Below are 23,258 nucleotides of genomic sequence, written 5' to 3'. Positions count from 1 at the left end.
TGCATTTCGGATCTGGTGTGCCCACGGTCGGGGTCGAGGACCTCGCGGACGGAGACTTCCTGCTGGACGTCCGGGAGGACGACGAGTGGGAGGCGGGTCACGCGGAGGGTGCGCTGCACATTCCGATGAGTGACTTCGTGGCGCGGTACGGCGAGTTGACCGAGGCGGCGCCGCAGGACGGCAAGGTGCACGTGATCTGCCGGTCCGGCGGCCGTTCCGCGCAGGTGACGACGTACCTCGTGCAGCAGGGCATCGACGCGGTGAACGTCGACGGCGGCATGCAGAGCTGGGCCGCCGCCGGGCGTCCGGTCGTGGACGCCGAGGGGCAGCAGGGCTTCGTGCTGTAGCCCTCCCCCGCGTCCTCGCGCGTCCGGCGCACGTCCGGTGCGCGCGAGGCGCGTCCGGGAGGTCGCGCGGCACAGCCTCCGGCGAGGAGTTCGGACGCATCCGTCCGTCGTCCGCCCCGTGCCCGTACTGTCCGCGGGCCCGCAGTCCCTCGTCCGTCCCCGATTCAGCCGTCCTTCGTCCTTCCGTCGTCCGTCCGCAGTCCGTCCTTCCCCGTCCGTGTACGCCGGCTGTTCGCCCTGCGAGCACCGGCGTCGGCGTCGTCGCTGCCGCCGGTCATGGTCCGCCTCGGCGGGCGCGTTGTCCCGACCGGTCGTTCGGCTCATCGGGGTCCGCGCCGCCCGGGGGCCGTAAGGTGTCCACCGCTGTGGGTACCCTCGTGGCCGCTGTGCCGGTCGAGGGCTGTGCCCGGTGCACCGGTCTGAGTACCGTTCCGTGCGAACGTCGCGGCCGGCCCGGAGCGCGCGGGTGGTACGCCGCCCGCCCTGACCGCGCACGCCACGGCGGACCGGAACGAGAGCGGCGATCGGTGATCGGGGCGGAATGGACGCGTACGACAAGGGCTCGGAGGGCCGTCAGGACCGGGACTCCCGCCGGATTCCGGAATCCCGTCGGGGCCCGGACCCGCACCGCCCCCAGGATTCCCGCCCCGATCCGGAGACCCCGGCCTCCTCGGTGCCGGCCCCTTCCGCCGCCCCGGCCTGCGCGTCGCCGCCTCCCATACCTCCGCCGCCGTCGTCCTCCCCCCTGTCCGCGCCTTCTCCGCGTCCGCTGCTCGGCGGCGGCTCCGCGGGTCCTGAGGCGACGGACCGCCCCTCGGGCATCGCGGCCCTCTCCCCCCGTTACCGGGTCGTCGCCGCCCTCGCCCTCGCGGTCGTCGCCGTCACCGCGTGCGTGCACCTGGGAATGGTGTTCCTGCACCTCGCACCGTCGAACACGGTCAGCAAGCAGCACGGGAAGACGATCGACGACTGGATCTATCCCGAGTTCGAGCAGAACTGGAAGCTCTTCGCTCCGAACCCGTTGCAGCAGAACATCGCGGTCCAGGTCAGAGCCGAGGTGCGGACCGCGGACGGCGACGTCCGGACGACCGGCTGGTACGACCTCTCGGCGCAGGACGGCGAGGCCGTGGACGGCAATCCGCTGCCGAGCCACACCCAGCAGAACGAACTGCGCCGCGCCTGGGACTTCTACACGGCCACGCACGACGACGAGAACCGCCCGAACGGTGTGCGCGGCACCCTCTCCGAGAGCTACCTGCGCCGCATCACGGTGATGCGCCTCGACCGCGAGGACGCGGGGGGCCGCGGCGCGGTGGTCGACCGGGTGCAGGTCCGTTCCCGTACGACCAACGTGCCGCCGCCGAAGTGGAGCGACGAGAAGGTGTCCGACCAGCCCACGTACCGCCTGCTGCCCTGGTGGGAGGTGACCTCGGCCGACCGCCCCGCGGGTACGGGGGCCGAGGACGGAGCGGATGCCGCCGCCGCTGTCGGCGGCGGTGCGGAGGCCGACGCGACCGGGACGGATTCCCCGGCGGGTGCCCGGACGGATCCCCTGGCGGACCACCCGGCGGCGCGGACGGCGCGGACGGAGGCGACCGGCTCATGAACTCCTCCGGTCACGACATCCCCACGACGGCCGCAACAGCCACGACGGACGCGACAGCCACGACGACCACGACGGCCAAGGCGGCCGCGACAGCCACGGCGTCCCGCGCCGCCCACTACGGCCGCGTGGTCGGGCAGGGCGTCGCCCGTGTCACCGGGGCGTCCCTGGGGCCCTACCAGACCGCGGTGATCCGTATCGCCTTCTCGGCGACCTGGCTGCTTTTCCTGCTGCGGGAGTTCCCCCACCGGCAGGAGCTGTACGGGCCCGACAGCCCCTGGAGCTGGGACGACGCGCAGCAGCTCATCGCCGTCAACCACGCGTTCACCGTCCTGATGTGGTCCGACAGCCAGGTGTGGTTCGAGTGCGTCTACGGGCTCGCCGTCCTGGCGAGCGTCCTGCTGATGCTGGGCTGGCGCACGCGCACCGCGTCGGTCCTCTTCATGATCGGCGTGCTCTCGCTGCAGAACCGCAGCGTCTTCATGGGGGACGGCGGCGACAACGTCATCCACCTGATGGCGATCTACCTCGTCCTCACGCGCTGCGGCCAGGTCTGGTCGCTGGACGCACGGCGGGAGCGCGTGCGCGGCGAACGAGGCGGGGACCCGGGTCCGGACCGGGTCGGCCCGGTCCTCTGGGCGGTGCTCGGCTTCGCCCTGGCGGTGGTCACCCTCGCGGGCGGGCTCGGCGACGGCTGGGGCTGGCCGGCGGTGTTCTGGGGACTGTGGGCGGCACAGGGGCTGTGGTGGCTGGCGAACCGCCGGACGCCGCACGGGGAGTTCCGCATCCTCCTCGACGTCGTCGCCAACCTCGCGCACAACGCGGCCCTCCTCGTGATCATGGCCGAGGCATGCCTGATCTACGCGACCGCGGGCTGGTACAAGATCCAGGGTTCGCGCTGGCAGGACGGCACAGCGGTCCACTACCCGCTCCACCTCGACTACTTCTCGCCCTGGCCGGCGCTGTCCGGCCTGCTGGCCGCGCACGGCACGATGGTGATGCTCGTGACGTACGGGACGGTCATCGCCCAGGTGGCCTTCCCGTTCACGCTGCTCAACCGGCGGGCGAAGAACGTCCTGCTGGTGGTGATGATGATCGAGCACGCGGCGATCGCCGTCCTCCTCGGGCTGCCGTTCTTCTCGCTCGCGATGATCGCCGCCGACGCCGTCTTCCTGCCCACGTCGTTCCTGCGGCGCCTGGGCGGCTGGGCGGCCCGCGCGCGTGCCCGTCTCCTTACGGGCCGCCGCCGTACGCCGTCGGGTCCGAGGGGGGACGGAGAGGACGGGGAGGACCGCACGGAGCCGGACGACGCCCGCGCCCAGGACGCCCGGAAGGGGGCCGAGCAGCCGCACGTAGGCTTCACGGCATGAACGAGCCGCCCGCCCGCCCGCCTGCGGAGCCCGTCTGTTCGCCCACGGCTGCCGTCTCCTCGCGCACGGACCCCGAGGCCGCCGTGCGCGTCTGGCGCGGGCTCGCGGGTACGTCCGTCCTGCTCGACGGCTTCCACGCCCTCAAGCACGCGCTGCGCTTCGCGGCGCGCGTCCCCGTGGCGCTCACGGCCGACCGGCGCGCCGCGCTCGCGCTGGCCGACGAGCTGGCCCCGGACGTGCGCGACGCCCTGGACGCCCTGCTCGTGGAGGTCTCCGACGCCCGGCTGCGCGATCTCGTCCCGCGTCCTCACCCCACGTCGGTGGCCGCCCTCGCGGTCCGCCCCTCCCGCGAGGCCAACCTGCGCGCCCTGGCGCGTACGCCCCGCAGTGCGCCCGTGGTGGTCCTGGACGATCCGCGCAACCTCGGCAACGCCGGGGCCGTGATCCGGCTGGCCGCCGGGTTCGGCGCGACGGGCGTGGTGACCACGGGCACGCTCGACCCCTGGCACCCCACCGTCGTACGCGGCGGGGCGGGGCTGCACTTCGCGACGGCCGTGGAGCGGACGGCCGCCGGCGAGCTGCCGTCCGGCCCGCTGTTCGCCCTGGACCCGGAGGGCGAGGACATCCGGGGCGTCGCTCTCCCGGACGACGCCGTGCTCGCCTTCGGCTCCGAGCGCAGCGGCCTCTCCGCCGGACTGCGCTCTAGGGCCGACCACTTGGTGTCCCTGCCGATGCGTCCCCAGGTGTCCAGCTACAACCTGGCGACCAGCGTGGCCATGACGCTCTTCCACTGGAGCACGGCCACGTCCACGGCAGTGGGTACGGTCACGCCCCCGGCCGGGGACTGAGCCGCCGGGCGGCGCGGGCGACGGCCCGGCCGCCCTCCGTGACGGCTCAGGCCTCCTCCCGCACCTCCACCACCCGGAAGCGGTCGGCGACGAACGCGCCGTCGCACAGAGCGGCGTTCGCCGCGGGGTTGCCGCCCGAGCCGTGGAAGTCGGAGAAGGCGGCCGTCTGGTTCACGTAGACCCCGCCCGTGAGGTTCAGCGACAGCTGGGCGCACTCCTCCAGGCAGACCTCCCGTACGGCCTCGGCCACGTCGTCCGAGGTGGTGTACGCGCCGACCGTCATCGCGCCCTTGTCGCGCACCGTGCGCCGCAGCAGTTCCACCGCGTCCTCGGCGGAGTCGACGGCCACGGCGAAGGAGACGGGCCCGAAGCACTCGCTCATGTAGGCGGCCTCGTCGTCGGGCTTGGCGCCGTCGAGCTTCACGATCACCGGGGTGCGCACCACCGCGTCCGGGAACTCCGGCATGGTGACCTCCCGCGACGCGAGGGCGACCTCGCCGAGGCCGGGGGCGGCCTCGAGACGGGCCCTGACGTCGGGGTTGACGAGGGCGCCGAGCAGCGCGGCCGCGCGGGCGTCGTCCCCGAGGAGGGCGTCGACCGCGCGCGCGAGGTCCGCGACCACCTCGTCGTAGGTCTTGGGGCCCTCGTCGGTGGCGATGCCGTCGCGGGGGATCAGCAGGTTCTGCGGCGTCGTGCACATCTGGCCGCTGTAGAGGGACAGGGAGAACGCCAGGTTCGCCAGCATGCCCTTGTAGGCGCCGGTGGACTCCACGACGACCGTGTTGACGCCGGCCTTCTCCGTGTACACCTGCGCCTGGCGGGCGTGGGTCTCCAGCCAGTCGCCGAAGGCCGTCGACCCGGTGTAGTCGACGATCCTGATCTCGGGGCGCAGGGCCAGGGTCTTGGCGATGCCCTCCCCGGGGGCCTCGGCGGCCAGGGCCACCAGGTTCGGGTCGAAGCCGGCCTCGGCCAGGACCTCGCGGGCGATGCGCACGGTGAGCGCCAGCGGCAGCACCGCGCGCGGGTGCGGCTTGACCAGCACCGCGTTGCCCGTGGCCAGGGAGGCGAACAGGCCCGGGTAGCCGTTCCACGTCGGGAAGGTGTTGCAGCCGATCACCAGGCCGATGCCGCGCGGCACGGGCGTGAACTGCTTGGTCAGGGCCAGCGGCGGCCGCTTGCCCTGGGGCTTGGTCCACTCCGCGGTGTCCGGCGTGCGGGTCTGCTCGGCGTAGGCGTACGCGACCGCCTCCAGGCCCCGGTCCTGCGCGTGCGGGCCGCCGGCCTGGAGCGCCATCATGAACGCCTGGCCGCTGGTGTGCATGACCGCGTGCGCGAACTCGTGCGTGCGGGCGCTGATGCGGGCCAGGATCTCCAGGCACACGGCGGCGCGCGCCTCCGCGCCCGCGTCGCGCCACGCGCGCTGCCCCGCGCGCATGGCGGGCAGCAGCACGTCGAGGTCCGCGTGCGGGTACGTGGTCCCCAGCTCGATGCCGTAGGGGGAGACCTCGCCGCCGACCCAGTCGTCCGTGCCGGGCTGGCCCAGGTCGAACCGGGTGCCGAGGAGGGCGTCGAAGGCGGCCTTGCCCTCGGCCGCGCTCAGGCTGCCGTTCTCGCCGTAGGCCTTGGGGTGCTCGGGGTGGGGCGACCAGTACGCGCGCGTGCGGATCGTCTCCAGTGCCTGGTCGAGGGTGGGGCGGTGGCGGTCGATCAACTGCTCGTACGCGGTGGGTGCGGCGGCCATCAGGGACCAACTCCTCTGGGAGGCGGCTCCTCGTCGAGCCGGTGAGCTGGGCAGGAAGGGTCGGACACGGCTAGAGTAACCGAACGATCGGTCGGGACAAGGGGGTCCGCCGAACCTGTGGACAAGCCTGTGCGGGAGGATCGCGGGCATGACAGCACTCGACCTCGCCGGACCCGTCGCCGTCGTCGGCACCGGAACCATGGGCCAGGGCATCGCCCAGGTCGCGCTGGTCGCGGGGCACCTCGTACGGCTGTACGACGCCGTTCCGGGCCGCGCCGCGCAGGCGGTACAGACCATCGGCGCCCGCCTGGACCGGCTCGTCGAGAAGGACCGGATGTCCGCCGCCGACCGGGACGCCGCCCGCGCGCGCCTGCGCCCCGCCGACAGCCTCGACGAACTCGCCGACTGCGGACTCGTCGTCGAGGCCGTCCTGGAGCGACTGGACGTCAAGCAGCAGCTGCTGCGCGACCTCGAGGGGATCGTCGCGGACGACTGCCTCCTCGCCACGAACACCTCGTCCCTGTCCGTGACCGCGATCGGCGGCGCGCTGCGCAACCCGGGCCGTTTCGTCGGGCTGCACTTCTTCAACCCGGCGCCGCTGCTGCCGCTGGTGGAGGTCGTCTCGGGGTACGCCACCGACGTCACGTCGGCCACGCGCGCGTACGAGACGGCGCGCGCCTGGGGCAAGACGCCGGTCGCCTGCGCCGACACCCCCGGGTTCATCGTCAACCGCATCGCGCGCCCCTTCTACGCCGAGGCCTTCGCCGTCCACGAGCTCCAGGCCGCCGACCCCGCCACCATCGACGCGGTGCTGCGCGAGTCGGGCGGCTTCAGGATGGGTGCCTTCGAGCTGACCGACCTCATCGGGCAGGACGTCAACGAGGCCGTCACCCGCTCGGTGTGGGAGTCCTTCTTCCAGGACGCGCGGTTCACGCCCTCGCTCACCCAGCGGCGCCTGGTCGAGTCCGGCCGGCTCGGCCGCAAGGCGGGCCGCGGCTGGTACGACTACGAGGACGGCGCCGAGCGCCCCGAGCCGCACACCGCGGAGCGCGCCCGGCCACCCGCGTACGTCGTCGCCGAGGGGGACCTGGGGCCCGCGTCCGAGCTGCTCGCGATGGTCCGCGAGGCGGGCATCGGCGTCCGCGAGGAGGACGAGGACCACGGGACGCGCCTGGTGCTGCCCGGCGGCGGCCAGCTGGTCCTCGCCGACGGCCAGACCTCCGTCGAGTTCCGCGACGTCGTCTACTTCGACCTGGCACTGGACTACCGCAGGGCGACCCGGATCGCGCTCTCCGCCTCCCAGGACACCTCGCCGCAGACGCTCGCCGAGGCCACCGGGCTGTTCCAGGCGCTCGGCAAGGACGTCAGCGTCATCGGGGACGTCCCCGGCATGATCGTCGCCCGCACCGTGGCCCGCGTCATCGACCTGGCGCACGACGCCGTCGCCAAGGGGGTGGCCACCGAGGAGGACATCGACACGGCGATGCGCCTGGGCGTCAACTACCCGCTGGGCCCCTTCGAGTGGAGCCGCAGACTCGGCAAGAACTGGGCGTACGCCCTCCTGGACGACCTCCACATGCGCGATCCCTCCGGCCGCTACGCGCCGTCGCTCGCGCTCTACCGCCACGCCTACGCCTCCGACAAGCGGGAGGGCACCGCATGAGCACGGCCAAGCGCGACACCTACACCCCGGAGACGCTGCTCTCCGTGGCCGTGCGGGTCTTCAACGAGCGCGGCTACGACGGCACGTCCATGGAGCACCTCTCCCGGGCGGCCGGCATCTCCAAGTCGTCGATCTACCACCACGTGACGGGCAAGGAGGAGCTGCTGCGCCGGGCCGTCAGCCGGGCGCTGGACGGGCTCTTCGGGATCCTCGACGAGGGGCCCGCGCGCGCGGGACGTGCCGTCGAGCGCCTGGAGCACGTGACCCGGCGCATGGTCGAGGTGCTCATCGCCGAACTGCCGTACGTGACGCTGCTGCTGCGGGTGCGGGGCAACACGGACACCGAGCGGTGGGCCCTGGAGCGGCGGCGGGACTTCGACCACCGGGTGGCGGAGCTGCTGAAGGACGCGGCCGCCGACGGGGACGTCCGCGCGGACGTCGAGGTCCGGCTGGCCACCCGGCTGGTGTTCGGAATGATCAACTCGATCGTCGAGTGGTACCGGCCCGACGGGCGCGGCATGAGCGAGCGCGAGGTGGCGGACGCCGTGGTGCGGCTGGTCTTCGGAGGGCTGCGCAAGGAGGGCTGAGCCGTCGCTCACCGGCGGCCGGTCACCGGTTGCCGGCTGCTGTCGTCGATCACCGGCTGCTGTCACCGGTTACCGGTTGTCGTCGTCGGCTGTCGGTCGCCGACGGCCGAGCGCCGGCCGCCCTCGGCGCGGGCCGGGCGGCTCCCGCCGGTGCGTCCCGCCGGTGCGGTGCGGCGCAGTGGTCAGTCCGGTGGCTCCACGTCCTCCTCCTCGAAGACCAGCAGCGTTCTGGTGCCGAGCACCTCCGGGATCGCCTGCAGCCGGGTCAGCACCAGCTCCCGCAGGGTTCTGTTGTCCGGCGTGTGCACCAGCAGCAGGACGTCGAAGTCGCCGCTGACCAGGGCGATGTGAGCCACCTCGGGCAGTGCGCGCAGCCGGTCGCGCACGGTGCGCCAGGAGTTCTGCACGATCTTCAGCGTGACGTACGCGGCGGCGCCCTTCCCGGCCCGCTCGTGGTTGACGCGCGCGCCGAAGCCGCGGATCACGCCGTCCTCGATGAGCCGGTTGATGCGCGCGTAGGCGTTGGCCCGGGAGACGTGGACGCGTTCGGCCACGGACCGTATCGAGGCGCGCCCGTCCGCCTGGAGCATCCGCAGGATGTCCCGGTCGATGTCGTCCAGCGGCCGGGCCGGGGCTTCGGGAGGCTCGGCGCGGTCGGTCCCGCCGCCGTCGGCCATTTGTTCAGCTGCCATGCGCCCCCGCCTCTCCGCCATGGACGTACTGCGTCCATACCAGGCTGTGGAGAACCGTTTGTCCACAGCCTGGAGGCGCCTGTAGCCAAAATGTGCCGACGACCGAACAATCGGTAGGTGAGGCGCGTCACACCCGACATGCCTCCCACAGCCGCTCCCACGAGGAGGTGCCGTCATGACGGTCATGGAGCAGCGGGACGCGCATCGGCCGGTCCCGCCGCCTGCCTGGCAGCCCCGCACCGACCCCGCGCCGCTGCTGCCCGACGCCCTGCCGCACCGTGTGCTGGGCACCGGGGCGGCCGCCGGGGCGGACCCGGCCCTGCTGCGCCGGCTGTACGCGGAGCTGGTGCGCGGCCGCCGCTACAACGCGCAGGCGACCGCCCTGACCAAGCAGGGCCGCCTGGCCGTCTACCCCTCCTCCACCGGGCAGGAGGCCTGCGAGGTCGCCGCCGCCCTCGTCCTGGAGGAGCGGGACTGGCTCTTCCCCAGCTACCGCGACACGCTGGCCGCCGTCGCCCGCGGCCTCGACCCGGTCCAGGCCCTCACCCTGCTGCGCGGCGACTGGCACACCGGCTACGACCCGCGCGAGCACCGCGTCGCCCCCCTGTCCACGCCGCTGGCGACCCAGCTCCCGCACGCGGTGGGCCTCGCGCACGCCGCCCGCCTCAAGGGCGACGACGTGGTCGCGCTCGCCCTGGTCGGCGACGGCGGCACCAGCGAGGGCGACTTCCACGAGGCGCTGAACTTCGCGGCGGTCTGGCGCGCCCCGGTGGTCTTCCTCGTCCAGAACAACGGCTTCGCGATCTCCGTGCCGCTCGCCCGGCAGACCGCCGCCCCCTCCCTCGCCCACAAGGCCGTGGGCTACGGCATGCCGGGCCGCCTGGTCGACGGCAACGACGCCGCGGCGGTGCACGAGGTGCTCGCCGAGGCCGTGGCCCACGCGCGCGCGGGAGGCGGGCCGACGCTGGTGGAGGCCGTCACGTACCGGATGGACGCCCACACGAACGCCGACGACGACCGGCGCTACCGGGAGAGCTCCGAGGTGGAGGCCTGGCGCGCGCACGACCCGATCCTGCTGCTGGAGCGCGAGCTGACCGCGCGCGGACTGCTCGACGAGGACGGTATGCGGGCCGTGCGCGAAGAGGCCGAGGAAATGGCCGCCGACCTGCGCGAACGCATGAACCAGGACCCGGAGCTCGACCCCGGGGAGCTCTTCGCGCACGTCTACGCCGAGCCGACGCCCCAGCTCCTGGAGCAGCGGGCGCAGCTGCGGGCGGAGCTGGACGCCGAGGCCGACCACCACGCACCGGAGGGGACCGCACGATGACCACCGTTGCCCTCAAGCCCGCCACCATGGCGCAGGCCCTCGGGCGCGCGCTGCGCGACGCCATGGCCGAGGACCCGGCCGTGCACGTCCTGGGCGAGGACGTCGGGACGCTGGGCGGTGTCTTCCGGATCACCGACGGGCTCGCCGCGGAGTTCGGCGAGGACCGCTGCACGGACACGCCGCTCGCGGAGGCCGGCATCCTCGGCACCGCCGTGGGCATGGCCATGTACGGGCTGCGGCCGGTGGTGGAGATGCAGTTCGACGCGTTCGGCTACCCCGCGCTCGAACAGCTGTTCTCGCACGTGGCGAAGATGCGCAACCGCACGCGCGGCGCCCTGCCCCTGCCGATCACCGTGCGCGTGCCGTACGGCGGCGGGATCGGCGGCGTCGAGCACCACAGCGACTCCTCCGAGGCGTACTACATGGCGACTCCGGGGCTCCATGTCGTCACGCCCGCGACGGTCGCCGACGCCTACGGGCTGCTGCGCGCGTCGATCGCCTCCGACGACCCGGTCGTCTTCCTCGAACCCAAGCGCCTGTACTGGTCGAAGGAGTCCTGGAACCCGGACGGGCCGCAGCCGGTCGAGCCCCTGGGCCGCGCGGTGGTGCGGCGCACGGGACGCAGCGCCACGCTCGTCACGTACGGGCCGTCCGTGCCCGTCTGCCTGGAGGCCGCCGAGGCGGCCCGGGCCGAGGGCTGGGACCTGGAGGTCGTCGACCTGCGCTCCCTGGTGCCGTTCGACGACGAGACGGTGTGCGCGTCCGTGCGCAGGACGGGGCGCGCGGTGGTCGTCCACGAGTCGACGGGCTTCGGCGGTCCCGGCGGGGAGATCGCCGCGCGGGTCACCGAGCGCTGCTTCCACCACCTGGAGGCCCCGGTGCTGCGGGTGGCCGGGTTCGACATCCCGTACCCGCCGCCGATGCTGGAGCGGCACCACCTGCCCGGTGTGGACCGGATCCTGGACGCGGTGGCCAGGCTGCAGTGGGAGGCGGAGCGCTGATGGCCCAGGTCCTCGAATTCAAGCTGCCCGACCTCGGCGAGGGGCTCACCGAGGCCGAGATCGTCCGCTGGCTGGTGCAGGTCGGCGACGTCGTCGCGGTCGACCAGCCGGTCGTGGAGGTGGAGACCGCCAAGGCGATGGTCGAGGTCCCGTGCCCGTACGGCGGCGTGGTCACCGCCCGCTACGGCGACGAGGGGACCGAGCTGCCGGTGGGGGCGCCCCTGCTGACCGTCGCGGTGGGACAGCCGGAGGACGCCGCCCCCGCGCCCGCGGCCGAGGCGGAGGGCTCCGGGAACGTTTTGGTGGGGTACGGCACGACGGCGCCGCCCGCGCGGCGCCGGAGGGTGCGCGTCGCATTGTCCGGCCCGGCGGGCGGCTCGGAGACCCCCGTGCCGCGGTCGCCGGACCGCGCCGCGGGCGTCGTCCCGCGCGGGACGGGCGGCGGGACCGGGAGCGCGCCCCGCGGGGCCGGCGCTCCGGTGCGGGCCGAGGGCCCCGTGCCGGTGATCTCGCCGCTCGTACGGCGGCTGGCGCGCGAGCACGGTGTGGACCTGCGGCGGCTGGCCGGATCAGGACCGGACGGGCTCATCCTGCGCGCGGACGTGGAAAGGGCGGCCCGGGGCGGCACCGCGCGGAGTGCCGCGCCCGGGAGCGCACCGGGCACGGACGCCACGGGCCTTCCCGCCGTCGACGGACGGACCGCGTCCGTGCAGCAGGGGACCCCGGCCGTACCGGAGACCCCGGCCGTGCCGCGGGCGGGCGCGTCCGCGGCCACCGCTGACGCCGGTGCCGGCGGCGGGGCCGTCCGCGGCACCCGTGTGCCCCTGCGCGGTGTCCGCGGCGCCGTCGCGGACAAGCTGTCGCGCAGCCGGCGCGAGATACCGGACGCGACCTGCTGGGTCGACGCGGACGCGACGGAGCTCCTGCGCGCCCGCGAGGCGATGAACGCGGCGGGCGGCCCGAAGGTCCCCCTGATCGCGCTGCTCGCCCGCATCTGCACCGCCGCGCTCGCCCGCCACCCGGAGCTGAACGCGACGGTCGACACGGACGCCCGGGAAGTCGTGTACCTCGACGAGGTGCATCTGGGGTTCGCGGCGCAGACCGAGCGGGGGCTGGTCGTACCGGTCGTGAGGGACGCGCACAGGCGCGACACGGAGTCGCTCGGTGCGGAGTTCGCCCGGCTCACCGGGGCGGCGCGCGCCGGGACGCTGACGCCGGCCGAGCTGACCGGCGGGACCTTCACGCTGAACAACTACGGGGTGTTCGGGGTCGACGGCTCCACGCCGATCGTCAACCACCCCGAGGCGGCCATGCTCGGCGTCGGCCGGATCGTCGCCAAACCCTGGGTGCACCGGGGCGAGCTGGCGGTGCGGCAGGTGGTGCAGCTGTCCCTCACGTTCGACCACCGGGTGTGCGACGGCGGCACGGCGGGCGGCTTCCTGCGGTACGTGGCGGACTGCGTGGAGCAACCGGCGGTGCTGCTGCGGACGGTGTGACACACAGTCCCCGGAGTGGCGGACCGCACCCGGGGGTGGCATTGATCGGCCGGGACCCCATACTCGGGGGGTGACCGCGTACGAGAGCCCGGACGCGCGTCGGGGGACCGGTGCCCGCGACGCCGTGTCCGCGACGGTGCCAGGTGCCGACGGCGTCCGCGGCGCCGGGCCCGCGGCCGGCGACGGCACCGGCGGCGCCCGCACCGCCGACACCGATCGTGCCCGTGGCGCCGACGTCCCGTACGCGCCCGGCGGTTACGACGCGGTGGTGCTGGCCGGCGGCGCCGCGCGGCGGCTCGGCGGGGCGGACAAGCCCGGCGTGCGCGTCGGCGGCCGGGCTTTGCTCGACCGGGTGCTCGCGGCCTGCGCCGACGCCGCCACGACGGTCGTCGTGGCCGATCCCAGGGACACCGCCCGCCCGGTGCTCTGGGCGCGCGAGGACCCGCCCGGCGCAGGGCCGCTCGCCGCCCTCGACGCGGGACTGCGGCGGACCACCGCCGACCGCACGGTGGTGCTCTCCGCCGATCTCCCGTTCCTCGAAGAGGAAACGGTACGGCGTCTGCTGACGGCACTTCGGGGGAGCGCGGCCGACGGCGTCCTGCTCGTCGACTCCGAAGGACGCGACCAGCCGCTCGTGGCCGTGTACCGGACCGGAGCGCTGCGCCGGGAACTGTCGGCGCTCGCCTCCGCGCACGGCGGTCTCACCGGGCTGCCGCTGCGGCGGCTGACCGGTGCCCTCGAACTCACCCGCATCGCCGACCCCGTCGCGTCGTTCGACTGCGACACCTGGGAGGACATCGCGGCCGCCCGGGAACGTATCAGGGAGCATGGGCACGTGTTGGATGAATGGATTTCCGCAGTCAAGGACGAGCTGGGCATCGACCTGGACGTCGACACCGCCCTCCTGCTCGACACCGCCCGCGACGCCGCCCACGGGGTGGCGCGGCCGGCCGCCCCGCTGACGACCTTCCTCGTCGGGTACGCGGCGGCACGGGCCGGCGGCGGGCCGGAGGCCGTGGCCGAGGCGGCCCGCAAGGCGATGGCGCTGGCGGTGCGCTGGGCGGAGGAGGGCACCGCCGAGGCCGGGCTCGGCACGGCGCCGGGTGCTTCCGGGGGCGGCTCCGCGCCCGGCACCGACCCCACGCCCGGCGGGACGCCCGGTGCGGCGGGCGCCGGTGGCGGCCCGGACGCCGGATGACCCCCGGCGGGCGGTACGAGGACGTCGACCTGGACGTCGACGAGGTCCTCGCCCTGGTGAACGAGGACGCGGCGCGGTCGCGCGGTACCGCCGCACGGCCCGCCGGCTCCACGGCCGCCCCGGGGGCCGCTTCCGCCGGGCGGTCCGGCGGCGTGCCCGGTCCGGCGTCCGACGGCGGACGGAGCGACCCGACCAGGGCCGGATCCGGGACCTGCTTCATGGAACCGTCGGCCGGTGCCGGTGCCGGTGCCGGTGCCGGTGCCGGTGGCCGTGAGCCGGACGACGGGACCGCCGTCGGGCCTGCGCCGGGTTCCGGCCGCCGCCGTGGCCCTGCCGGATCCGGCGGCGTCGCGGGACAGGAACGCGGCGACGCGGGACAGGAACGGAGCCGGAAGCAGGGGCGGGGCCGGAAGCAGGGGGAGGGCCGGAGCCAGGGCGTCCCCGGACGCCAGGAGGAGCACGGGGCTTCCGGCACGCCCGGCGACGGCACGAGCACGTCGGCCGCCTCCGGTACGAGTGCATCGGCCGCCCACGGTACGAACGCGAGGGCCGCCTCCGGCACGGGTGACGCGGGGGGCGAGCACGGCAAGGGCGGGAAGCGCCACCGTGCGATCCCGTGGCCCGACGCCCGTGCCGTCGCCGGGCGCGCGGCCCGTACGCCCGGCACGCCTGTCGTGGTCCCGCTCCAGGACGCTCTCGGTCTGGTCCTCGCGGCGCCCCTCACCGCCCTCACCGACCTGCCGTCGTTCGACACCTCGGCGATGGACGGCTGGGCGGTGGCCGGGCCCGGGCCCTGGGCCGTCCGTGCGGAAGGCGTGCTCGCGGGCCGGGCCGGGCCCGAGGCGCTCACCGACGGCGAGGCCGTCCGGATCGCCACCGGCGCCCGCATCCCGCGGGGCGCCACCGCCGTACTGCGCAGCGAGCACGGCGCCATGGACGCCATGGGGCGGCTGCATCCCACGCGTGACGTCCCGCACGGCCAGGACATCCGCCCGCGCGGCCAGGAGTGCCGCTCCGGGGACCTGCTGCTGCCCGCCGACACCGTGGTCACTCCGGCCGTGCTCGGACTCGCCGCGGCCGCCGGTTACGACACCCTGGCCGGGGTCCCGCGCCCACGCGTCGACGTGCTCGTCCTGGGCGACGAGCTGCTGACCGAGGGGCTGCCGCGCGAGGGGCTGATCCGGGACGCGCTCGGGCCGATGCTGCCGTCGTGGCTGCGCGCGCTCGGCGCGGACGTCGTCGCGGTGCGCAGGCTCGGCGACGACGCCGAGGCGCTGCACCGGGCCGTCGCCGGTTCCGGCGCCGACCTGGTCGTCACGACCGGGGGAACGGCCTCCGGTCCTGTCGACCACGTCCACCCCACGCTCCGCCGGGTGGACGCCGAGCTGCTCGTCGACGGGGTCGAGGTGCGGCCCGGACACCCCATGCTGCTGGCCCGGACCAGGGAGGACCAGCACCTCGTCGGCCTTCCGGGCAACCCTCTGGCGGCCGTCTCCGGCCTGCTCACCCTGGCCGAGCCCCTGCTGCGTACGCTCGCGGGACGCCGCGCCCCGGAGCGGTACGCGCTGCCCGTACGGGACGTGGTGCACGGCCATCCGCACGACACGCGGCTGGTCCCCGTCGCGCTGCGCGGCGACCGGGCGGTGCCGCTGCGCTACAACGGTCCGGCCATGCTGCGCGGCATCGCGGCGGCCGACGCCCTGGCGGTCGTTCCGCCCGGTGGTGCCCGGCCCGGCCGGGAACTGGAGATCCTCGATCTGCCGTGGGCGACGGCGGGGATCGGGGCATGCAGCACATGAACGCGAACGGGGAGTGTTTCACGTGAAACTTCCGGGCCATGACGCCATCGCCCGCCAAGCGGACGAGCATCTCGTGACCCATCGGGTGGAACTCCCGAAAAAAGCGGTCGAACGTCCCATCCGGCAGGTCGGCAAGCGCCTCGCCATGGCGCTGGTGGTGCTGGTGGCGACCGCCTTCATCGTCTACGCCGATCACGAGGGCTACAACGACAACTCGGACGAGTCCGTCGACCTGCTGGACGCCTTCTACTACGCGACCGTCACTCTCTCGACCACGGGATACGGCGACATCACACCGGTCAGCGACGGTGCCCGCCTCGTCAACATCCTGGTCGTCACACCGCTGCGGGTGCTCTTCCTGATCATCCTGGTCGGCACCACTCTCGAGGTCCTCACCGAACGCACTCGGGAGGAATGGAGACTGAACCGCTGGAGGTCCACCTTGCGTGAACACACTGTCGTCGTCGGCTTCGGGACGAAGGGGCGTTCGGCGATCCAGACCGTGTGTGCGGCCGGGCTGAAGAAGGAACAGGTCGTGATCGTCGACCCCAGCAGCAAGGTCATCGACGCGGCGACGGCGGAGGGGTTCGTCGGGGTGATCGGTGACGCCACCCGCAGCGAGGTCCTGAAGCGGGCCGAGGCGCACAAGGCGCGGCAGATCATCATCGCGACCCAGCGCGACGACACCGCCGTCCTGGTCACCCTGACTGCCCGGCAGCTCAACCGCGGGGCGAAGATCGTGGCTGCGGTGCGGGAGGAGGAGAACGCCCCGTTGCTGCGGCAGTCCGGTGCCGACGCCGTCATCACCAGCGCCAGCGCGGCCGGCCGGCTGCTCGGCCTCTCGGTGCTGAGCCCCAGCGCGGGCATGGTCGTGGAGGACCTGATCCAGCAGGGCAGCGGGCTGGACGTCGTCGAGCGGCCGGTCATAAAGTCCGAGGTCGGCCTCGGAGTGCGGGAGACCGAGGACCTGGTGCTGAGCGTCGTACGGGGGCACCGGGTGCTCGGGTACGACGATCCGGCCGTCGGCAAGCTGCAGTTGACGGACCGTCTGATCACGATCGTCCGGGCCACCCCCAGCCGCCAGATCACCCCCGACCACCGTCCCCTGCGCCAGGACTGAGACATCCGGCGATCTACGCCCGGCCACCGACCACCGACCACCGGCCACCAGCCGCTGGGGATCGGCGCCCGGCGTCCGATGCCCGGCATCCGGCATCCAGCATCCGGCATCCGGCATCCGGCATCCGGCATCCGGCATCCGGCATCCGGCATCCAGCATCCGGCGCCCGGCGCCCGGCGCCCGGCGCCCGGCGCCCGGCGCCCGGCGCCCGGTGATCGACGACTTGTGACCTGCGGCCGAGTCCGGACCACGGCCGAGTCCGGACCACGGGCGGTCCGGACCACGGGCGGTCCGGACCACGGGCGGTCCGGACCACGGGCGGTCCGGACCGCGGCCGGGGCCGGACCCGGTTCGCCGTCCCCGCCTACTTCCGGTTGTAGAGCCGCATCGTCACCGGGCCGAAGACCAGCAGGAACAGGCCCGCCCAGCCGAGCGACCAGGCGACCTCCGCGGCGCCGGAAACTCATCGCCACCCGTGCCGCGGAACGTCCCCGGGGCACCGCCTGCGCGCGTCCGCCGAACCCGTGGGCTCGCCCCCGGTCAGCCGTCCGCTTCCCGCAGCCCCGCGTGCGTCGTGCGTCGTGCGTCCGCCGGTCCCGTGGGACCGCGTCCCGGCCGTCCGTCCCGCCGTCCCCGCGTGCGGGCCAGCGTGCGTCCCCGTCCCGGCGCCGGCGAGGAGTAGCGTCGATCCCATGTACGCGATCACGATTCCCGAACCCGGTGGTCCCGAGAAGCTGGTCTGGCAGGAGGTCCCGGACCCCGTGCCCGGCGAGGGCGAGGTGCTGATCGACGTGGTGGCCAGTGCGGTCAACCGCGCCGACCTGATGCAGCGGCAGGGCTTCTACGACCCGCCGCCCGGTGCCTCCCCCTACCCCGGTCTGGAGTGCGCGGGGCGCATCGCCGCGCTCGGCCCCGGCGTCACCGGGTGGGCCGTCGGCGACGAGGTGTGCGCGCTGCTCGCGGGCGGCGGCTACGGGGAGAAGGTGGCCGTCCCCGCGGGGCAGGTGCTGCCCGTGCCCGAGGGCGTCGGCCTCAAGCAGGCCGCCGCGCTCCCCGAGGTGACGTGCACGGTGTGGTCCAACGTCTTCATGGTCGCCCACCTGCGTCCGGACGAGACGCTGCTCGTGCACGGCGGCTCCAGCGGCATCGGCACCATGGCGATCCAGCTGGCGAAGGCGCTCGGTGCGAAGGTGGCGGTCACGGCCGGCAGCAAGGAGAAGCTGGACTTCTGCCGCGACCTCGGTGCGGACGTCCTGGTCAACTACCGCGAGCAGGACTTCGTCGAGGAGGTCCGGGGCGCCACGGACGGCGCGGGCGCCGACGTGATCCTCGACAACATGGGCGCCAAGTACCTCGACCGCAACGTGATGGCGCTCGCCGCCAACGGGCGGCTCGCGATCATCGGCATGCAGGGCGGCACCAAGGGCGAGCTGAACATCGGCGCGCTGCTGAACAAGCGGGGCGCCGTCACCGCGACCTCGCTGCGCGCCCGCCCGGTCTCAGAGAAGGCGGCGATCGTCGCGGCGGTGCGCGAGCACGTGTGGCCGCTGATCGCCGCCGGGAAGGTGCGGCCGATCGTGGACCGGGAGATCCCCATGCGCGACGCGGCCACCGCGCACCAGGTGCTGGAGGAGAGCGGGCACATCGGGAAGGTCCTGCTCACGCTGGAGTAGGAGCGAGGACGAGGAACGGGGAACGGGCCCGGAAGCGCGTGGCGGCCGCCGCGGCCACCGCGCGTTTCCGGTGCCGCCGGTCACCGGCCGGCCCCGAGCGCCACCGTCCCGCTGCCCGTCGTCCCGTCGCCTCCGTCGTCCCGTCGCCTCCGTCGTCCCGCCGCCCCGGGCCTCGCCGCCCCACCCTCCGTACGAAGAGCGCCCACCCCCCGTATGCGCGTGCCAGGATGCCCGGCCGGGGGACCCGTGTGACGCTGATCTGGTTGATCTTCGTACGGGAGGGGGTCACCGACGTGACTCCATGGCACCGGCCTGCGGGTCACCGATCCACCGGCCACCGGCCCACCGGCCACCGGCCCACCAAACGCCGGTTCACCGACCACCGGCCCGCGGAGCACTGCACCGGGGCGCCCCGCGCCGAGGTACATCGCACCAAGGCACTCCGCGCTCTCCGGCTCGGGCCCCTCGGGCCGATCGGCCTGCTGCTCGTCCTCGCGGCGGGCCCCGCCCTCGTCCCCGTCCCCGCGTACGCCTCCCAGATCTCCCACGCCGTCCCGTCCGCGCAGAAGGGCGCCCTCGCGCCCGCCGACCCGGCACCGCCCGCCGGTTCCCCCACGGCCGCGGACCGTCCTCCGCGCTCCGCGCTCCCCGCGCCCCCCGCCGAGGGCACCGGCCCGGGCGGTCCCGCCGCCCCGTCGCGGACGGCCGAGAGGTCCGGTCCCGCCGCGCCCCCGGCCCCGACCGCCCCCGCGCGCCTCGCCCGTCCCGACCCGGGCGAGGCGGGCGAGGAGTCCCGGGCGGGAAGCCGCCCCGGCGAGGGGCGCGAGCGCCCGGGGCGCGAGGAGCAGGAGCCCTCGGAGGACCCCGCAACGGCCGGGGAACGGCGGTCCGGCGAGGCCGGGGACGGCACCGGTGAGGCCGCCGACCCGCCGGACGCCGCCCGCGACCCCCGTTCCGAGGCGACGGCCGTCCCCTCGGAGGACACGGCCCGGCCGGCCGCCGCCGAGCTGGACGAGAACGGCTCCGGGAGCCGGGAGCCCGTCCTGCGGATCCTGCCGCTCGGCAGCGGCCTCGTCCTGATCGGGCTCGGCCTGGCCCTGGCCTTCCTCGCCCTCCGTCTGCGCCGTGGATAGCGCGGCCGGTCGCGGAGCCGCCGCGTACGGCCCAGGAGTGCGCCGGGCACCACGGCAGCGGTCCGGCGCCGCACGGACCGGTAGGGCCGCACGGACTGGTGGCGTCCGTACGGGCTGGCGACGTCCGCACGGACCGGTGGCGGTAGTGCACACAGGTACGTGGGGTAGACACCGCTTATGTCGATACGCCACGGACTGCTGGCGCTCCTGGAACGCGGGCCCCGCTACGGAGCACGGTTGCGTACCGAGTTCGAGCGGCGCACCGGCTCCGCCTGGCCGCTGAACATCGGACAGGTGTACACGACCCTCGCCCGTCTCGAACGGGACGGCATGGTCGTCCAGGACGGCACGGACGAGGCGGGGCGCGTGCTGTACGCGCTCACGGACGACGGGCGGGCCGAGCTGCTGGCCTGGTTCGAGCGCCCCGTGGAGCGCACCCGCCCGCCGCGCGACGAACTGGCGATCAAGCTCGCGATGGCGGTCGGCGCGTCCGACGTGGACATCCGGGAGGTCGTCGAGACGCAGCGGCGGCACCTGTCGGAGGCGATGCAGACGTACACCCGGCTGCGGGCGCTGGCGCTGGCCGAGCCGCCCGCGCACCGCGACGAGGTGGCCCGGCTGCTCGTCCTGGACCAGCTCGTCCTGCACGCCGAGGCCGAGGCCCGCTGGCTGGACCACTGCGAGGCCCGGCTGCTGCGCCTGGCCCAGGCCGTCGCGGACCCGCCGCCGGCCCCCTGACCGGAGCCCCCGGGGCACCCCCGGGCCGCCGACCACCGACCGCTGACGGCCGTCACCGACCGCCGACCGCTGACGCCCGGCCACCGGCCGCCGACGGTCCAGCGACCCGGCGGTCCAGCGGCCCGGCGGCCCGGCGTTCCGGCGTTCCGGCGGTCCAGCGACCCGGCGGTCCAGCGGCCCGGCGTTCCGGCGTTCCGGCGGTCCAGCGACCCGGCGGTCCAGCGGCCCGGCGTTCCGGCGTTCCGGCGGTCCAGCGACCCGGCGGTCCAGCAGCCCGGCGGCCCGGCGGCCCGGCGTCCCAGCGGTCCGGCGGTCCAGCGGTCCGGCGGCCCGGCGGTCCGGCGCCTTTGGCGGAAAACCGTGTTCCGCTCGCGCGGTGCGCCCCGGAAGGCCCCGTTTCCTCCCGCAGGGTGGATCATCCGTCCGAGGGGGCACCACGCTGGTGGGACGTGTGCGTGCGAGAGAATGGCGGCATGGAGATGCCGAGGAACGAAAGGTCGCCGGAGAACCCCCAGATCCTGGTCGTTGGCCAGGACGGCATGGCTCTCGGCGGCGGCGGAGACGACGACTCCCGTGAGGTCCCGGTGACCGAGATGGTGGAGCAGCCGGCCAAGGTGATGCGCATCGGCAGCATGATCAAGCAGCTGCTGGAGGAGGTGCGCGCGGCCCCCCTCGACGAGGCGAGCAGGGTCCGGCTCAAGGAGATCCACGCCAGCTCGGTGAAGGAGCTGGAGGACGGCCTGGCCCCCGAGCTCGTCGAGGAGCTGGAGCGGCTCTCCCTGCCCTTCACGGACGAGACCACCCCCAGCGACGCGGAACTGCGCATCGCCCAGGCCCAGTTGGTGGGCTGGCTGGAGGGCCTGTTCCACGGGATCCAGACCACGCTGTTCGCCCAGCAGATGGCGGCCCGCGCGCAGCTGGAGCAGATGCGCCGGGCGCTCCCGCCGGGCGTCGGCGGCCCGGAGGGCGGCGACGACGACCCGCGCACCGGCGGCCGCTCGGGCGGCCCCTACCTGTAGCCCGGCAGACCCGTACCCCGTAGACCGGTGGGCCCCTCGGGGGCCTCGCAGACCTCGCGGACCTCGACGAAAGGGCCCGGCCGTCCCGGCCGGGCCCTTCACACGTCGGTCGGCGCACCGCCCCCGGCACGTCGAGTGCCGCGCGCCGTGTGCGGCATGGCGCGTGCCGCGCGCCGGGCGTGGTGCGTCGTGCTGCGGCCGGCGCTCAGGCCGGGTTGCCCGTCGACACCTTCAGCACGAACTTCGGCATGTCCTCGGGGTCGACGTCCGTGTCGGCGGTCGGGTACTGCTCCATGACCGTGTCGTCGCCGTACGTGTTCTCGTCGACGTCCTTGGAGACGTACTGCCAGCCCGCGGCCTGGAGGCACTTCTTCACCGAGTCGATGTTCTTGAAGGTGAAGTCCGGGACCTTGATCTTGTCGGGGTCGTTGTACGACTCCGTCGGCTCCGTGCACTCGGTGTCCTCGATCACCTTCGACGTGTCCGGGCCCCGGTAGCCGGCCGCCTGCGAGGCCGGCGCGCCGGCCTCGCCGCCGGCGGCCGTGCTCCCGCCGGCCGTGCCGCCGCCGGAGTCCTCCTCCGTCATGGAGAACGCCGCCACCAGCCCGCCGATCACGGCGATCGCCGCGACGACGGAGCCGGCCACGATCGCGGTGCGTCTGCGCCCGCCGCCCGGACGGTCGCCCGCGGGGGGCGTGTGCTGAGGCTGGAGGGTGTACGGGGGCGGCGTGGGCGCGCCCTGCTGCGGCGCGTACGCCGCCGGCGTCTGGTAGCCGCCCTGGTGCGGATAGCCGTACGCCTGGTGCTGGGGCGCGGGTCCCGGAGGCGGCGACGGCGTGCCGTACGGGTTCGGCTGGTACGGCGTCTGCACGCTGCCGGACGCGGGGGCCGGGGACGCCGTGTCGACCGGCGGGAACACCGCGGAGGCGACGCCCGCGCCGCTCGGCGTGTGCGCGCCCGGCACGATGTTCGGCGCGGCGGCGTGCAGCGACTGCGCCACGCGCAGGCACTCGTCCCGCATCGCGGCGGCGTTCGGGAAGCGCTCGTTCGGGTTCTTGCGCAGGGCGCGGGCGACCAGCGCGTCCACGGCGGGCGGCAGGGCGCGGTTGATCGAGGAGGGCGCGACCGGCTCCTCCTGGACGTGCGCGTACGCGATGGCCAGCGGCGAGTCCGCGTCGAACGGCAGCCGCCCGGTGACCAGTTGGAACAGCATGATGCCGACGGAGTACAGGTCGGAGCGGGCGTCCACGCCGCGCCCGAGCGCCTGCTCGGGCGAGAGGTACTGCGGGGTGCCGACCACCATGCCGGTCTGCGTCATGGACGTGACGCCGGACTGCATGGCGCGGGCGATGCCGAAGTCCATGACCTTGACGACGTTCCGCTTCGTCATCATCACGTTGCCGGGCTTGATGTCGCGGTGGACCAGGCCCTCGTCGTGGCTGATCTCCAGCGCGGCCAGCACGTCCGCGGTGATCCGCAGGGCCTTGTCGGCGGGCATCGCGCCGTACTGCCGGACGTCCGCCTCCAGGACCGCGCCGAGCGGCTGCCCCTCGACGTACTCCATGACGATGTACGGGGTCGTCGTGCCGTCGAGGCTGTCCTCGCCGGTGTCGAAGACCGAGACGATGTTCGTGTGCGTGAGTTTGGCCACCGCCTGGGCCTCGCGACGGAAGCGCTCGCGGAAGGCCTGCTCGCGCCCCAGCTCCGTGTGGAGCGTCTTGATCGCCACCCGCCGGTCGAGGACCGAGTCGTAGGCGAGGTGCACCGACGCCATGCCGCCCTCGCCGAGCAAGTCGCGCAGCTGGTAGCGCCCATTGGCCACCGAACGCCCGGCGTACCGGCCCTGTGCGCCGTCCTGGCTCATCTTCCTGCGTCCCCCATCGGCGCGGGCGAAAGCCGCTGA

General features: G+C 74.6%; 19 protein-coding genes and 1 pseudogene. 16 read left to right on the top strand and 4 right to left on the bottom strand.

The annotated features are described in order from the left end of the window. Window positions 1-17: 17 nt before the first annotated feature. From IE271_RS26505 to IE271_RS26490, 4 genes are all read left to right on the top strand, one after another. Window positions 18-347 (top strand): rhodanese-like domain-containing protein, encoded by a 330-nt coding sequence (locus IE271_RS26505; protein WP_190192992.1) that lies wholly within the window; start codon window positions 18-20, stop codon window positions 345-347. Window positions 348-888: 541 nt separating this feature from the next. After that, window positions 889-1,953, top strand: coding sequence for a DUF5819 family protein (locus IE271_RS26500; protein ID WP_229919571.1), 1,065 nt, complete (start codon window positions 889-891; stop codon window positions 1,951-1,953). Then, window positions 1,950-3,320: an HTTM domain-containing protein gene (locus IE271_RS26495; RefSeq protein ID WP_190192950.1), complete on the top strand. Its 1,371-nt coding sequence runs from the start codon at window positions 1,950-1,952 to the stop codon at window positions 3,318-3,320. The genes IE271_RS26500 and IE271_RS26495 overlap by 4 nt, the downstream gene beginning before the upstream one ends. Further along, entirely contained in the window at window positions 3,317-4,168 is an 852-nt protein-coding gene (locus tag IE271_RS26490) for a TrmH family RNA methyltransferase (protein WP_190192949.1), read from the top strand. Before IE271_RS26495 ends, IE271_RS26490 begins: the two co-directional genes overlap by 4 nt. 46 nt (window positions 4,169-4,214) lie before the next feature. On the opposite strand, the gene paaN is transcribed toward IE271_RS26490, so the two are convergent. Beyond that, a complete protein-coding gene (paaN, locus tag IE271_RS26485) occupies window positions 4,215-5,909 on the bottom strand; it encodes a phenylacetic acid degradation protein PaaN (protein ID WP_190192948.1) in 1,695 nt (564 codons plus the stop codon). A 148-nt stretch (window positions 5,910-6,057) separates the two neighbouring features. On the opposite strand from paaN, the gene IE271_RS26480 reads away from it, so the two are divergent. Then, window positions 6,058-7,572: a 3-hydroxyacyl-CoA dehydrogenase gene (locus IE271_RS26480; RefSeq protein WP_190192947.1), complete on the top strand. Its 1,515-nt coding sequence runs from the start codon at window positions 6,058-6,060 to the stop codon at window positions 7,570-7,572. Continuing rightward, the gene (locus IE271_RS26475; RefSeq protein WP_190192946.1) at window positions 7,569-8,159 is read left to right on the top strand and encodes a TetR/AcrR family transcriptional regulator; all 591 of its coding nucleotides are present in this window, start codon (window positions 7,569-7,571) and stop codon (window positions 8,157-8,159) included. Before IE271_RS26480 ends, IE271_RS26475 begins: the two co-directional genes overlap by 4 nt. Before the next feature lie 182 nt (window positions 8,160-8,341). On the opposite strand, the gene IE271_RS26470 is transcribed toward IE271_RS26475, so the two are convergent. Then, on the bottom strand, window positions 8,342-8,851 hold the full coding sequence (locus tag IE271_RS26470; RefSeq protein WP_190192945.1) for an Lrp/AsnC family transcriptional regulator: 510 nt from the start codon (window positions 8,849-8,851) through the stop codon (window positions 8,342-8,344). A gap of 175 nt (window positions 8,852-9,026) precedes the next feature. Between IE271_RS26470 and pdhA the strand changes: the two genes are divergently transcribed. The 6 genes from pdhA (at window position 9,027) to IE271_RS26440 (ending at window position 16,792) form a co-directional block, all read left to right on the top strand. Continuing rightward, window positions 9,027-10,178: a pyruvate dehydrogenase (acetyl-transferring) E1 component subunit alpha gene (pdhA, locus tag IE271_RS26465; protein ID WP_190192944.1), complete on the top strand. Its 1,152-nt coding sequence runs from the start codon at window positions 9,027-9,029 to the stop codon at window positions 10,176-10,178. Further along, window positions 10,175-11,179, top strand: a complete 1,005-nt coding sequence (locus tag IE271_RS26460; protein WP_190192943.1) for an alpha-ketoacid dehydrogenase subunit beta — start codon at window positions 10,175-10,177, stop codon at window positions 11,177-11,179. The genes pdhA and IE271_RS26460 overlap by 4 nt, the downstream gene beginning before the upstream one ends. Continuing rightward, entirely contained in the window at window positions 11,179-12,675 is a 1,497-nt protein-coding gene (locus IE271_RS26455) for a dihydrolipoamide acetyltransferase family protein (protein WP_190192942.1), read from the top strand. Before IE271_RS26460 ends, IE271_RS26455 begins: the two co-directional genes overlap by 1 nt. A 265-nt stretch (window positions 12,676-12,940) precedes the next feature. Then, window positions 12,941-13,873 (top strand): NTP transferase domain-containing protein, encoded by a 933-nt coding sequence (locus IE271_RS26450; RefSeq protein ID WP_229919575.1) that lies wholly within the window; start codon window positions 12,941-12,943, stop codon window positions 13,871-13,873. Window positions 13,874-14,091: 218 nt separating this feature from the next. After that, window positions 14,092-15,672 (top strand): molybdopterin molybdotransferase MoeA, encoded by a 1,581-nt coding sequence (locus tag IE271_RS26445; RefSeq protein ID WP_373308843.1) that lies wholly within the window; start codon window positions 14,092-14,094, stop codon window positions 15,670-15,672. Between the two features lie 22 nt (window positions 15,673-15,694). After that, complete coding sequence (locus tag IE271_RS26440; protein ID WP_190192941.1) at window positions 15,695-16,792, top strand: potassium channel family protein; 1,098 nt, start codon at window positions 15,695-15,697, stop codon at window positions 16,790-16,792. Window positions 16,793-17,156: 364 nt separating this feature from the next. Here IE271_RS26440 and IE271_RS42310 read toward each other — a convergent pair. Further along, window positions 17,157-17,246: pseudogene (locus IE271_RS42310) on the bottom strand (ABC transporter permease); the annotation flags it as partial. Between the two features lie 238 nt (window positions 17,247-17,484). On the opposite strand from IE271_RS42310, the gene IE271_RS26435 reads away from it, so the two are divergent. The 4 genes from IE271_RS26435 to IE271_RS26420 all read left to right on the top strand — a co-directional run bounded on the left by IE271_RS26435 (window position 17,485) and on the right by IE271_RS26420 (window position 21,355). Continuing rightward, window positions 17,485-18,465 carry an NAD(P)H-quinone oxidoreductase gene (locus IE271_RS26435; RefSeq protein WP_190192940.1) on the top strand — a complete coding sequence of 327 codons (981 nt, stop codon included), beginning with the start codon at window positions 17,485-17,487 and terminating at the stop codon, window positions 18,463-18,465. Between the two features lie 248 nt (window positions 18,466-18,713). Continuing rightward, window positions 18,714-19,598, top strand: a complete 885-nt coding sequence (locus IE271_RS26430) for a hypothetical protein (protein WP_190192939.1) — start codon at window positions 18,714-18,716, stop codon at window positions 19,596-19,598. Window positions 19,599-19,775: 177 nt separating this feature from the next. Beyond that, a complete protein-coding gene (locus tag IE271_RS26425; protein WP_190192938.1) occupies window positions 19,776-20,336 on the top strand; it encodes a PadR family transcriptional regulator in 561 nt (186 codons plus the stop codon). 473 nt (window positions 20,337-20,809) lie between these two features. After that, window positions 20,810-21,355 (top strand): bacterial proteasome activator family protein, encoded by a 546-nt coding sequence (locus IE271_RS26420; protein WP_190192937.1) that lies wholly within the window; start codon window positions 20,810-20,812, stop codon window positions 21,353-21,355. Window positions 21,356-21,560: 205 nt separating this feature from the next. Here the strand turns inward: IE271_RS26420 and IE271_RS26415 are convergent, their stop codons facing one another. Then, the gene (locus IE271_RS26415) at window positions 21,561-23,219 is read right to left on the bottom strand and encodes a protein kinase domain-containing protein (RefSeq protein ID WP_190192936.1); all 1,659 of its coding nucleotides are present in this window, start codon (window positions 23,217-23,219) and stop codon (window positions 21,561-21,563) included. Between the last annotated feature and the right edge of the window lie 39 nt (window positions 23,220-23,258).

It is taken from the genome of Streptomyces minutiscleroticus (genome assembly GCF_014650875.1).
Classification (GTDB): domain Bacteria; phylum Actinomycetota; class Actinomycetes; order Streptomycetales; family Streptomycetaceae; genus Streptomyces; species Streptomyces minutiscleroticus.
The sequence above is the reverse complement of the archived record's forward strand: the minus strand, read 5'-3'. Positions and strand labels throughout refer to the sequence as shown.

Excerpts from the sequence above, each read along its gene's own strand:
- pdhA (WP_190192944.1), top strand. The coding sequence starts at position 9,027 with ATGACGGTCATGGAGCAGCGGGACGCGCATCGGCCGGTCCCGCCGCCT.
- IE271_RS26495 (WP_190192950.1), top strand. The coding sequence starts at position 1,950 with ATGAACTCCTCCGGTCACGACATCCCCACGACGGCCGCAACAGCCACG.
- IE271_RS26460 (WP_190192943.1), top strand. The coding sequence starts at position 10,175 with ATGACCACCGTTGCCCTCAAGCCCGCCACCATGGCGCAGGCCCTCGGG.
- IE271_RS26455 (WP_190192942.1), top strand. The coding sequence starts at position 11,179 with ATGGCCCAGGTCCTCGAATTCAAGCTGCCCGACCTCGGCGAGGGGCTC.
- IE271_RS26470 (WP_190192945.1), bottom strand. The coding sequence starts at position 8,851 with ATGGCAGCTGAACAAATGGCCGACGGCGGCGGGACCGACCGCGCCGAG.
- IE271_RS26490 (WP_190192949.1), top strand. The coding sequence starts at position 3,317 with ATGAACGAGCCGCCCGCCCGCCCGCCTGCGGAGCCCGTCTGTTCGCCC.
- IE271_RS26475 (WP_190192946.1), top strand. The coding sequence starts at position 7,569 with ATGAGCACGGCCAAGCGCGACACCTACACCCCGGAGACGCTGCTCTCC.
- IE271_RS26480 (WP_190192947.1), top strand. The coding sequence starts at position 6,058 with ATGACAGCACTCGACCTCGCCGGACCCGTCGCCGTCGTCGGCACCGGA.
- IE271_RS26500 (WP_229919571.1), top strand. The coding sequence starts at position 889 with ATGGACGCGTACGACAAGGGCTCGGAGGGCCGTCAGGACCGGGACTCC.
- IE271_RS26415 (WP_190192936.1), bottom strand. The coding sequence starts at position 23,219 with ATGAGCCAGGACGGCGCACAGGGCCGGTACGCCGGGCGTTCGGTGGCC.
- IE271_RS26435 (WP_190192940.1), top strand. The coding sequence starts at position 17,485 with ATGTACGCGATCACGATTCCCGAACCCGGTGGTCCCGAGAAGCTGGTC.
- IE271_RS26420 (WP_190192937.1), top strand. The coding sequence starts at position 20,810 with ATGGAGATGCCGAGGAACGAAAGGTCGCCGGAGAACCCCCAGATCCTG.
- paaN (WP_190192948.1), bottom strand. The coding sequence starts at position 5,909 with ATGGCCGCCGCACCCACCGCGTACGAGCAGTTGATCGACCGCCACCGC.
- IE271_RS26445 (WP_373308843.1), top strand. The coding sequence starts at position 14,092 with ATGGAACCGTCGGCCGGTGCCGGTGCCGGTGCCGGTGCCGGTGCCGGT.
- IE271_RS26425 (WP_190192938.1), top strand. The coding sequence starts at position 19,776 with ATGTCGATACGCCACGGACTGCTGGCGCTCCTGGAACGCGGGCCCCGC.